Genomic DNA, 11494 nt, shown 5'->3' with positions numbered 1-11494 from the left:
TCCTTACGCGCCGGCGGCGCCGGAGGCGGCCTGCGCGCCCGACGCCTGAGCGGCTGCGGCGGTTGCGGGAGCGGTGGGCGCCGCGGGCAGATGCGCGGGCACCGCCTTCACTGGCATGCCCGGCCGCACCTTGTCGATGCCCTCGACGATCACGCGGTCACCCGGATTCAGGCCGCTGTCGACGACCCAGTTCTGGCCATAGGTGCCCGAGGTCACGAGCGGCCGCATCGCCACCTTGCCGTCCTTGCCGACGACCATCGCGAGCGCCGTGCCCTTCTGGTCGTGCGTCACGCCCTGTACGGGCACGACGAGCGCCTCCGGATTCACCCCTTCCTCGATATGCGCGCGCACGAACATGCCCGGCAGGAGGACGCGGTCCGCGTTGCGGAAGACCGCTCGAACGGTGACGGAACCGGTGGACTTGTCCACGGTCACATCGCTAAATTGCAGCTTGCCCTGCTCGGAATAGACGCGGCCGTCTTCGAGGATCAGCGTGACCTTCGCGGCGTTCGGGCCGTTCGTCGACAGACGCCCTTCCTGCATCTGACGCCGCAGCTTCAGACCGTCGAGGCTCGATTGCGTGAGATCGACATACATCGGATCGAGCTGCTGCACGGTGACCATCAGCGTGGCCTGCGCACCCTGCACGTAAGCGCCCGGCGTGACCTGCGAGATGCCTGCCTGGCCCGTGACGGGCGATGTCACGTCGGTGTAGCCGAGATTGATCTGCGCGGTGTCGATCGCGGCCTTTGCCGATGCGACGTCCGCTTCGGCCTGGCCCATCGCCGCGACCGCGTTGTCGTAGTCCTGCTTGCTGACCGCGTTCGACGCGACCAGCACCTTGTAACGCTCGGCCTGCGCGGTCGTCGAAAGCAGATTCGCGTGCGCCTTCGCGTACGACGCCTTTGCGTTGTTCAACTGCGCGATGAACGGCGCGGGGTCGATCTTGTACAGACGCTGGCCTGCCTTGACGACGCTGCCCTCGGTGAACTCGCGGCGCAGCACGATGCCGTCGACGCGCGCGCGCACCTGCGCATCGAGGAACGCGCTCGTGCGGCCCGTCAGTTCCGCGGTGACCGGCACGGCGGACGGTTGAAGTGTGACGACGCCGACTTCCGGCGTGTGTTGCGCCATCGGGGGATGCTTCTCCCCGCAGCCAGCCACCAACAGGGCGGCCGCCGTGACGCCGATGAGGCGGTATGGAATCCGTTTGAGATACATGGGACGCAGACCTCCGTGATTACTGAAAATGAAAGGCGTGCGGGTCCTCGCGCTCATGGCGGGCCGCGCACGCGACGTGTTTTCGTGCGATGCGGGGAAACAGATGGCGCTGTCCGAGCCGATGGCCCGGACGCACTCGTAAGTAGCTGATCGCCGCGTCGCATGGCAAAGTGCCGCCGGGCCATCCGGCGGCGTCATCCCTTTTCCGGGAATGACAGCCGTATTATTGGGATAACTAAATTTAGGATTCGCCCTAGAGCAAAATCATCGAGCCGGATATAGCGACGGCGAAATCGGTCTCCGGTCGATGCCTTGACCGGGGCTTCGTGACAAAGTGTCGCTAAAGGACCGCTGAAACGGGTCGCGCGAAAACGGCTGACGATGATGGCCGAGACAAGCAGCCGATTATAGATACCACCCGCGATGAGGATGCCTAATCGACAGGCATATGTGTGAAGATTTGATGGAGATTAGAAGAAATCCAGCACAGGCGCGCGCGATCGGGAACCGCGCCGCGAATTCACGTGCGAATGGAGCGCACGCGCAAAAAAAGCCCGGCGCGCAGCCGGGCTTTTTACATCGAGTGGAAGCGGATCAACTCGCCGCAGGCGCCGAGGCGGGCTGCGGCGCGCCTTGCGAGCCGTAGTCGACGGGAGCATCCGCCGGGCGCGGGGCATCGCCGGAACGCTCGATCCATCCGCCGCCGAGAAACTGATACAGATCGACCAGGTTGGTCAGCCGGTTCAGGCGCGCCGTGATAAGCAACTGCTGCGCCTCGTACAGCGCCGTCTGCGCGGTCAGCACCGAGAGATAGCTGTCCACGCCGTTGCGATAGCGCAGGTCAGACAGCTCCAGACGACGGCTCTGCGAATTCACGAAACGTTCGAGCGACTTGATCTGCTCGTCGAAGGTGCCGCGCGCGGCGAGACCATCGGCGACTTCGCGGAACGCGGTCTGGATCGCTTTCTCATAGTTGGCGATCTCGATGCGCTTCTGCACGTTCGCCAGATCGAGGTTGGCCTTGTTCTGGCCGCCCTCGAAGATCGGCACCGTGATCTGCGGCGCGAACGACCACGCAGCCGACCCCGGCTTGAAGAGGCCGCCGAGCGTCGGCGACAGCGTGCCGAAGCTGCCCGTCAGCGACACGCGCGGGAAAAACGCCGCCCGCGCCGCGCCGATGTTCGCATTCGCCGCGAGCAGCGACTGCTCCGCCGCCGCGATGTCGGGACGGCGCGTCAGCAGCTCGGACGGCAAGCCCGCCGGAATGTCCGACAGCACGTTCTGCGTGTCGAGCGGCATGCCCGTGGGCAGATCGGCCGGCAGCGGCTCGCCGACGAGCAGCACCAGCGCGTTCTCCGCCTGCGCGCGCAGACGCGACTGCGTTTGCAGATTCGCCTGCGCCTCTTCGACCACGCCTTCCGACTGACGCAGGTCCAGCTCGGTGCCGGTGCCGTTCTCGAATTGCAGCTTCGTGATACGGAACGACTCCTGCGCGGTCTTGAGCGTGTTCTCCGTGACGACCAGCTGATCGTCGAAGGCGATCATCGTCAGATACTGATCCGCCACCGACGACACCAGCGCGATTTCCGCCGCCTTGCGCGATTCCGCCGTCGACAGATATTGCGCGAGCGCCTGATCCTTCAGGCTGCGGATGCGCCCGAAGAAGTCGATTTCCCACGACGCGTTCAACCCGACCGAATACTGATTCGAGATCGTCTGGTTGAGGAACGAGAGGTTCTTCGGCGTGCGCTGCTTGCTCTGCGACGCAGACGCATCGAGCGTCGGGAACAGGCCCGCGCGCGTGATCTGATACTGCGCGCGGGCCGCCTCGACGTTGAGCACCGAGACGCGCAGATCGCGGTTGTTCTTCAGCGCGAGCTCGACGATTCTCTGCAGGCGCGCATCGGCGAAAAAGTCACGCCAGCCGATGTCCGGCGCGCTCTGCCCGTTCGCGGTGCGGCCATTGCTCGCCGTCGACGACGCGTCCGGCTGGTGCGCATACACGCCGCCCTCCGGAAACGTCTGCGTGACGGGCGCCGCCGGCTGCTCGTACTTCGGCTGCAGCGTGCAGCCGGCGGCGAGCAGGGCCACGGCGGCCATGATCAAAGAGTGTTTAAGCATCTCAGTGTCCTTCCTTGTCCGAGCCGCCATGCGGACCTTCGAAATCGCCCGACGTACCCGGCGACGGCACATCCTTGCTCTTGCTGAACTTCGAGATCACGACGAAGAACATCGGAATCAGGAAGATGGCGAGGAAGGTCGCGGTCAACATGCCGCCGATCACGCCGGTGCCGATCGCGTGCTGACTCGCCGAGCCCGCGCCATTACTGATCGCGAGCGGCAGCACGCCGAGAATGAACGCGAGCGAGGTCATCAGGATCGGGCGCAACCGCAGACGCGACGCTTCCATCGCCGCCTCGACCGTTGACATGCCCTGCATGCGCAGCTCGCGGGCGAACTCCACGATCAGAATCGCGTTCTTCGCCGACAGACCCACCGTCGTCAACAGGCCGACCTGGAAGAACACGTCGTTCTCCAGACCGCGCAGCGTGGCAGCGAGCAGCGCGCCCAGCACGCCGAGCGGCACGACCATGATCACCGAGAACGGAATCGACCAGCTTTCATACAGCGCCGCGAGACACAGGAACACGACGAGGATCGAGATGCCGTACAGGATCGGCGCCTGCGAACCGGACTGGCGCTCCTGATACGACAAGCCCGTCCATTCGTAGCCGATGCCCGCCGGCAGCTTCGCCGCGATCGCTTCCATCGCAGTCATCGCCTGACCGGTCGACTTGCCGGGAGCGGCCGCGCCCTGGATTTCCACCGCCGAGATGCCGTTGTAGCGCTCGAGCTTCGGCGAGCCGTAGATCCAGTTGCCGGTCGCGAAGGCGCCGAACGGCACCATCGTTCCCGCGCCGTTGCGCACGTACCACTTCTCCAGGTCTTCCGGATTCATGCGGAACCGTGCGTCGCCCTGCACGTAGACCTTCTTGATCCGGTTGTCGACGTCGAGGAAGTTGTTCACGTACTGCGACGCCCATGCGATCGAGAACGTCTGGTCGATGTCCGACACCGACACGCCGAGCGCATTCGCCTTCTCGCGATCGATGTTCACCTTGAACTGCGGCGTGTCGTTCAGGCCGTTCGGACGCACCTGCGCGAGCGTCGGGTCCTTCGCGGCCATGCCGAGCAGCATGTTGCGCGCTTCCATCAGCTTCGCGTGTCCGACGCCCGAGCGGTCCTGCAACTCGAAGTCGAAGCCCGCGGCGGTGCCGAGTTCCGGAATCGACGGCGGATTGACCGGGAAGATCAGCGCGTCCTTGTACGGCGCGAAGTGCATGAACATCCGGCCGACGAGCGCCTGCACCTTCTGGTCGCTGTGCTGGCGCTCCGCGTAGTCCTTCATCCGCACGAACACGAGACCGGAGTTCTGGCCGCGTCCCGCGAACGAGAAGCCGTTCACCGTGAACACCGATTCGACGATCGATTTCTGGTCGGTCAGCAGCCAGTCCTGCACGTCCTTGAGCACGTGCGCCGTGTATTCCTGCGTCGAGCCGGGCGGCGCCTGCACGAGCACGAACATCGTGCCCTGGTCTTCATCGGGCAGGAAGGACTTCGGCAGACGCAGGAACAGCATGCCCACCGCGACGATCACGACGATATAGATGATGAGCCATCGTCCCGAGCGCCGGATCACGTGCTGCACGCCCTTGTGATACTTGTCCTGGCTCTTGTTGAAGTTGCGGTTGAACCAGCCGAAGAAGCCCTTCTTCTCCGGTTCGTGCCCTTCCGGATGCGGTTTCAGGATCGTCGCGCACAGCGCCGGCGTGAGTATCAGCGCGACCATCACGGACAGCACCATCGCGGCGACGATCGTCAGCGAGAACTGCCGGTAGATCGCACCCACCGAGCCGCCCGAGAACGCCACCGGCACGAACACCGCCGACAGCACGAGCGCCACGCCCACCAGCGCGCCGGTGATCTGGCCCATCGCCTTGCGTGTCGCTTCGCGCGGCGATAAATGCTCTTCCGACATCACCCGCTCGACGTTCTCGACCACCACGATCGCGTCATCGACGAGCAGGCCGATTGCCAGCACGAGGCCGAACATCGACAGCACGTTGATCGAGAAGCCCACCGCCGACATGATCGCGAACGTGCCGAGCAACACGACCGGCACCGCGATCGTCGGGATGATCGTCGCCCGCAGGTTCTGCAGGAACAGATACATCACGAGGAACACGAGCACGATACCTTCGATCAGCGTCTTGACCACTTCCTCGATCGACAGGCGCACGAACGGCGTCGTGTCGTACGGGTACTTCACGACGAGACCGTTCGGGAAGTACTTCGACAACTCGTCGATCTTGGCGCGGACCGCCTTCGCCGTGGCGAGCGCGTTCGCGCCCGTCGCGAGCTGGATACCGAAGCCTGCCGTCGGCTGGCCGTTGTACTTCGTGTCGAAGTTGTAGTTTTCGCCGCCGAGCTCGATTCTCGCGACATCCTTCAGGCGCACTTGCGAGCCGTCCTGATTCACCTTCAGCAGGATGTTGCCGAACTGCTCCGGCGTCTGCAGCAGCGTCGCCTCGGTAATGGTCGCCTGGAGCATCTGCCCCGGCACCGACGGTGTGCCGCCGAGCGAGCCCGCCGCCACCTGCACGTTCTGATTGCTGATCGCCGTCTTCACGTCGACGGGCGTGAGCGCGTAGTTCGTGAGCTTGGTCGCGTCGAGCCAGATGCGCATCGCGTACTGCGAGCCGAACAGCGTCGTGGTGCCGACACCGTCGAGACGCGAGAGCGGGTCCGCGACCTTCGACGCCACGTAGTTCGCGAGGTCGTACTTGCTCATGCTGCCGTCTTCGGACACGAACGCGAGCACGAGCAGGAAGCTCGAGCTCGACTTCGTGACCTTGGTGCCGAGCTGCTGCACGACCTGCGGCAGAAGCGGCGTGGCGAGCTGCAGCTTGTTCTGCACCTGCACCTGCGCGATGTCCGGGTTCGTGCCGGCCGCGAACGTCAGCGTGACGGTGGCCGTGCCCGAGTCATCGGAGGTCGACGAGAGATACAGCAAGTGATCGAGACCGGTCATCTGCTGCTCGATCACCTGCGTCACCGTGTTTTCGACGGTGCTCGCCGAAGCGCCCGGATAATTCGCGCTGATCTGGATCGCAGGCGGCGCGATCGTCGGATACTGCGAGACCGGCAGCGTGAAGATCGACGCCATCCCCGCGAGCATCAGGATGATCGCGATCACCCACGCGAAGATCGGTCGATCGATAAAAAACTTTGCCATGTAACAGGCTCCCTTTTATTGCGCGCCTGAAGCGGCCGATGCGGGTTGTGCGCCGCTCGTGCCGCTTGCACCGCTTCCATTCGCCGGAGCCGCCGCCGCGCCCTGAGCGCCCGATGCGGCGCCCGGCGCCTGCGCAGCCTGCGCGTCCGAGGCGGGATACGGGAACTTCGCGGCGACCGGCTTCACCTGCATGCCGGGCTTCGCCTTGTCGACGCCGTTCACGATGACGCGGTCGCCCGGGTTCAGGCCGCTGTCGACCACCCAGTTGTTGCCGAAGGTGCCGCCCGTGACGAGCTGACGCATCTCGACCTTGTCGTCCTTGCCCACGACGAGCGCCGTCGGCTGGCCCTTCTGATCGTGCGTGACGCCGATCTGCGGCACGACGAGTGCGCGGTCATTCACGCCTTCCTGGATGCGCGCGCGCACGAACATGCCCGGCAGGAGCACGCGGTCCTTGTTCTGGAAGATTGCGCGGACCGTGACGGAGCCGGTGCTCTGGTCGACGCTGACGTCGGAGAACTGCAGCTTGCCCTGCTCGGTGTAGGTGCGGCCGTCTTCCAGCACGAGCGAGACTTTGGCGGCGTGGATGCCTTCAGTCTGCAGACGCCCTTCCTGAATCTGGCGGCGCAGCTTGAGGCCTTCAACGCTCGATTGCGTCAGATCGACGTAAATCGGATCGAGCTGCTGCACGGTAGTGAGCAAGGTCGCCGCGCTCGCCTGCACGTAGGCGCCCGGCGTGACCTGCGACAGACCGGTGCGGCCGGTGATCGGCGAGACGACGTCGGTGTAGCCGAGATTGATCTGCGCGGTGTCGACGGCAGCCTTGCCGGCGGCGATATCGGCGACAGCCTGGCCTTGCGCGGCCACGGCGTTGTCGTAGTCCTGCTTCGACACGGCGTTCGCCGCGACGAGGATCTTGTAGCGCGACACGAGCGCGTTCTGCGACGCGACGTTCGCCTGCGCCTTCGCCAGCGACGCCTTCGCGTTGTTCAGCTGCGCGATGTACGGCGCCGGATCGATCTTGTAGAGCCGCTGACCGGCCTTGACCTCGGCACCTTCGGTGAACTCGCGGCGCTGCACGATGCCGTCTACCCGTGCGCGCACTTGCGCGACGAGATACGCGCTGGTGCGGCCCGGCAAGTCGACGACGACCGGCACGCTCGTCGGCTGTACGGTGACGATGCCCACTTCGGGCGTTTGCGGCGGAGGTGCTGATTGTTTTTGCCCGCACGCTGCCAGAAACACGGCAGCCGTCGCGGCGGTGATTAAGCGGAGTGGAACCCGTTCGACGCGCATGGAGCGACCTCTGTCTAAGACTGAGAGTGAATTAAGTGCGCGGCCGCCTTCCCCGGGCGATGCCGCGCACAGAGCGCCGTAAAGACGCTGACCAAAAGCAGTGAGACCAGTGGCGCCAAGGCCGGCTTGCAACGGGCGCTTCCTTGTTTTTCACGCGACGCTTTCGAGCGCCGCCGAAGACTGAAAACAGCCAGGGACATCGAAGAGCGGCCAGGACGGCCATCTCAAAAATAAGGCGCGCTGCACGCCACGTCACCCTTACAACTTGGGCCTACTGGTCGGTGGGTGGTATTGTATATACATTCGCGAATGAATGTAAAAAACGAGCGCATCTCGATCTTACAGCGGGTTAGGCGAAATTCGCTTGAACATCCAATCAATTAGACAGAATCTCGACGAACGGAACGCCGTTTCGCGCGTCGTCGGGGCGAGACAGGCAGGAGAAGACGGCCACCGGCCGCACGATATGGTCAGACGAACCAAGGAAGAAGCGCAGGCAACGCGCAACCGCGTACTCGACGCGGCCGAACGCGTGTTTTATGAAAAGGGCGTGTCGCGGACGACGCTCGCGGATATCGCGCAGGCCGCGGGCGTGACGCGCGGCGCGATTTACTGGCACTTCGCCAATAAGGGCGATCTCTTCAACGCGATGTTCGACCGCAGCCTGCTGCCGCTCGACGAACTTGTCGAAGCCACGCTGGACGGGAAGGAAGAAGACCCGCTCGCGCGTCTGCGTGAGCTTTTCGTCTGGTGCATGCGCAACATCACGAGCGACGCGCAGCGCCGCCGCGTGTTCGACATTCTTTTCATGAAGTGCGAGTTCGTCGAGGAAATGGGGCCGGTGCGCGAGCGGCATCAGAACAACATGCGCGACGGCATGGAGCGCATCGAGCGCGCGCTGCGCAACGCCGTCGAAAAGAAGCAGTTGCCCGCGACGCTCGACACGTCGCGCGCGACCGTCATGCTGCACTGCCTGTTCACCGGCATCCTGCACGATTCGCTGATGTTGCCCGACCTCGTGCATCCGGAACGCGACGCCGAAGCGCTCATCGACGCGTGCTTCGACGCCCTGCGTTGCAGCCCCGCCCTGCTGTCACCGGCTGGCGGCTGAATTCGCCGCACGCGCCCGCTGGTTCGACGCGTAGATGTTGTCGCGCGCGGGCGGCTCGCCGCTTTCGAGCGCGCCGATCCACTCGTGCGTGTCGAGCACGGCAGCGAAGCGCGACTGCATCACCACCGTGAACACGCGGTGAATCTCCTCCGCGCTCGCCTTGCCCGCACGGTTTTCGTAGGGTACGGCGCCCGTCGCATCCGCGAGAAATTCGACCGACAGTCCGGCGTGCACCGCGTGCTTCACGGTGGAATCGTCGCAATTGTGGGTCATGTAACCGGCGATCACGATCGTATCGATGTCGTGGGCCGCGAGCCAGTCGGCGAGATCGGTGCCCGCGAACGCGCTTGGCAGCGATTTCTCAACGTAGTGCGCGCGCGGCCGCGATGCCACCGTTTCGTGCAGTTCCGCCATCGCCGAGCCGCGCGCGAAGATCGGCGCGGTCGCGGGCGCGAAATTCTGCACGACGACGACCGGCACGCCGTGCTTTTCGGCGGCGTCCATCGCCCGGCCGATATTGGCGAGCGACACGTTCACATCGGGATATTCGATCAGCAGGTTGCCTTCGACGTACTCGTTCTGCACATCGATGACGATCAGGGCGCGGCGCGGCATGGTTCATCTCCTTCGTAAGTGTCGCTGCATTGTCGCCGCGTGCGTGCGAACACCATAAGTGGCCCGATCGCCATCTTTCGCCGGATTCGGGCCAAAATACCCGAATCCATCGTTTCGGAAGGGCCTAGCCATGAAGCGCCACTCGATCGCCGTCGTCGCGTTCGACCGCATCAGCCCGTTTCATCTCGCTGTGCCGTGCATCGTGTTCGGTGAGGAGCGCGGTGCGATCGGCGTGCCATCGTTCGATTTCCGCGTCTGCGCCGCCGAGCCGCAGGCACTGTCGACATCGGCGGGATTCACGATCGCGGCCCGCCATTCGCTCGATGCGCTCGATTCCGCCGACGTGATCATCGTCCCTTCCTGGCGTGATCCCGCCGAAACGCCGCCCGACGCGCTGCTCGCTTCGCTGCGCGCGGCGCACGCACGCGGCGCGTGGGTCGTCGGCCTGTGTCTCGGCTCGTATGTACTCGCGGCGGCGGGCCTGCTCGACGGCCGCGCGGCCACGACGCACTGGGCGTGGGCCGACGATTTCGCGCGCCGCTATCCGCGGGTGCGCCTCGACCCGAACGTGCTGTATATCGACGACGAGAACATCACGACTTCCGCCGGCACCGCGGCGGGGCTCGATTGCTGCCTGCACGTGCTGCGCAAACTGGCCGGCTCGCACGCGGCGAACCAGGTTGCGCGGCGGCTCGTGGTGCCGCCGCATCGGCAGGGCTCGCAGGCGCAGTTCATCGATGAACCGCTACCCGAGCGCGCGAACGGCGAAAAGCTCGCCGGACTGCTCGACTGGCTGCGCGCCAATCTGCAAACGGATCATTCTCTCGATGCGCTCGCCGCGCGCATGGCGATGAGCCGCCGCAACTTTACGCGGCGCTTTCGGCAGACGACGGGAACGACGGTCGGCGCGTGGCTCGTCGGGCAACGCGTCGCGCTGGCGCAACGGCTGCTCGAAGACACGGATTTGCCGGTCGATCGCATCGCGGAAACGAGCGGCTTTCGCACCGGCGCGACGCTGCGCCAACAGTTCGCGCAGACGCTGAAGACGTCGCCCTCGGCTTATCGACGCGCTTTTCGCGGCGTTTAATGCAGCCCGACGTGCTGCGCGAGATACGCGAACAGCGCGATGCACACGAGCATCGCGGCCCACGCCCACGCTGGAAGCCCGAGCGGATGCGGATCGTGTGAATGATCGCGGTCGTGATGCACGAAGCCATGCCCGTGCAGACGATGCCGCAGCACGCCGCTCGCGTGCGCATCGGCGGATGGCGTGCGCATCGCGCCCGGGCGACGCGAGAACGCCGCCGACATCGAACTCGGCCGCAAAAACACATGCCGGCGCGCCGCGCTTTCGCCCGCCGCGCGCATCGACGGCAAGCCGTGCTTCGCACGCACCACTTCGCAGAATTCGGCGAAGAAATCGTCGGCGCCTTCGCGCAGCGCGTTCTCGATCTGCCGTGACGGCAAGCCGGCGAGCGGGCCCGACACCGTCGCCCAGACCGTGTATTCGATCCAAGTCGAATCGCTGTCGTCTTCGTCGGGATTGAGCGCGACCGCGATCTGCCCGCGCAGCGAGCCCACGCCCTCGCCGCGCGCCTTGAAGCTCAGCGTGCGCGCGTAGGCGACATCGGCATCGGCGGGTTCCGTGGTGTCGCCTTCGGCATGCGCCGCCTGGCGCGTGCGCCCCGCGGCATGGGCGCGAATGTCGTAGCGCGCCCGCAGCGCGCCGAGCGGCACGATCAGCGTGAGGACATACTCGCCGCCAGGCGTGCGCGTGAATGATTCACAGTTGTCCAGACTCGCCCGCAGCAGCGCGAGGTCGCCCAGCGCGTCCCGGACATGCGCCGGGTCGAGCGGAACGCGCAATGCATCGGTGACTTCCATTCGAGCCTCCGCTGGCAGGGATCGCATGCGTTCGTTATGGCTGAGCGGTGTGTCAAAGTCTGTTCGAAGGC

At 65.2% G+C, this 11494-nt stretch carries 8 protein-coding genes; 2 read left to right on the top strand and 6 right to left on the bottom strand.

The genetic code is table 11. The features are described from left to right. Nucleotides 1-3: 3 nt before the first annotated feature. The 4 genes from AWB74_RS21520 to AWB74_RS21505 all read right to left on the bottom strand — a co-directional run bounded on the left by AWB74_RS21520 (nt 4) and on the right by AWB74_RS21505 (nt 7813). A complete protein-coding gene (locus tag AWB74_RS21520) occupies nt 4-1221 on the bottom strand; it encodes an efflux RND transporter periplasmic adaptor subunit (RefSeq protein ID WP_061148753.1) in 1218 nt (405 codons plus the stop codon). A 594-nt stretch (nt 1222-1815) separates the two neighbouring features. After that, a complete protein-coding gene (locus AWB74_RS21515; RefSeq protein ID WP_061148752.1) occupies nt 1816-3342 on the bottom strand; it encodes an efflux transporter outer membrane subunit in 1527 nt (508 codons plus the stop codon). A gap of 1 nt (nt 3343) precedes the next feature. After that, a complete protein-coding gene (locus AWB74_RS21510; protein WP_061148751.1) occupies nt 3344-6517 on the bottom strand; it encodes an efflux RND transporter permease subunit in 3174 nt (1057 codons plus the stop codon). A 15-nt stretch (nt 6518-6532) separates the two neighbouring features. Beyond that, nucleotides 6533-7813 (bottom strand): efflux RND transporter periplasmic adaptor subunit, encoded by a 1281-nt coding sequence (locus tag AWB74_RS21505; protein ID WP_061148750.1) that lies wholly within the window; start codon nt 7811-7813, stop codon nt 6533-6535. 466 nt (nt 7814-8279) lie between these two features. Between AWB74_RS21505 and AWB74_RS21500 the strand changes: the two genes are divergently transcribed. Next, the gene (locus tag AWB74_RS21500; RefSeq protein WP_061148781.1) at nt 8280-8924 is read left to right on the top strand and encodes a TetR family transcriptional regulator; all 645 of its coding nucleotides are present in this window, start codon (nt 8280-8282) and stop codon (nt 8922-8924) included. Here AWB74_RS21500 and AWB74_RS21495 read toward each other — a convergent pair. After that, complete coding sequence (locus tag AWB74_RS21495) at nt 8907-9539, bottom strand: cysteine hydrolase family protein (protein ID WP_061148749.1); 633 nt, start codon at nt 9537-9539, stop codon at nt 8907-8909. The genes AWB74_RS21500 and AWB74_RS21495 overlap by 18 nt on opposite strands. Before the next feature lie 130 nt (nt 9540-9669). On the opposite strand from AWB74_RS21495, the gene AWB74_RS21490 reads away from it, so the two are divergent. Next, nucleotides 9670-10626, top strand: a complete 957-nt coding sequence (locus AWB74_RS21490; protein ID WP_061148748.1) for a helix-turn-helix domain-containing protein — start codon at nt 9670-9672, stop codon at nt 10624-10626. Here the strand turns inward: AWB74_RS21490 and AWB74_RS21485 are convergent. Further along, entirely contained in the window at nt 10623-11423 is an 801-nt protein-coding gene (locus AWB74_RS21485) for a CoxG family protein (RefSeq protein WP_061148747.1), read from the bottom strand. The genes AWB74_RS21490 and AWB74_RS21485 overlap by 4 nt on opposite strands. Nucleotides 11424-11494 lie beyond the last annotated feature (71 nt).

The sequence above is a fragment of the Caballeronia arvi genome, assembly GCF_001544695.2.
Lineage (GTDB): Bacteria > Pseudomonadota > Gammaproteobacteria > Burkholderiales > Burkholderiaceae > Caballeronia > Caballeronia arvi.
This window is presented reverse-complemented; position numbering and strand designations above follow the sequence as displayed.

Coding starts and splice junctions, on each gene's coding strand:
- AWB74_RS21520 (WP_061148753.1), bottom strand. CDS start 1,221: ATGTATCTCAAACGGATTCCATACCGCCTCATCGGCGTCACGGCGGCC.
- AWB74_RS21515 (WP_061148752.1), bottom strand. CDS start 3,342: ATGCTTAAACACTCTTTGATCATGGCCGCCGTGGCCCTGCTCGCCGCC.
- AWB74_RS21510 (WP_061148751.1), bottom strand. CDS start 6,517: ATGGCAAAGTTTTTTATCGATCGACCGATCTTCGCGTGGGTGATCGCG.
- AWB74_RS21505 (WP_061148750.1), bottom strand. CDS start 7,813: ATGCGCGTCGAACGGGTTCCACTCCGCTTAATCACCGCCGCGACGGCT.
- AWB74_RS21500 (WP_061148781.1), top strand. CDS start 8,280: ATGGTCAGACGAACCAAGGAAGAAGCGCAGGCAACGCGCAACCGCGTA.
- AWB74_RS21495 (WP_061148749.1), bottom strand. CDS start 9,539: ATGCCGCGCCGCGCCCTGATCGTCATCGATGTGCAGAACGAGTACGTC.
- AWB74_RS21490 (WP_061148748.1), top strand. CDS start 9,670: ATGAAGCGCCACTCGATCGCCGTCGTCGCGTTCGACCGCATCAGCCCG.
- AWB74_RS21485 (WP_061148747.1), bottom strand. CDS start 11,423: ATGGAAGTCACCGATGCATTGCGCGTTCCGCTCGACCCGGCGCATGTC.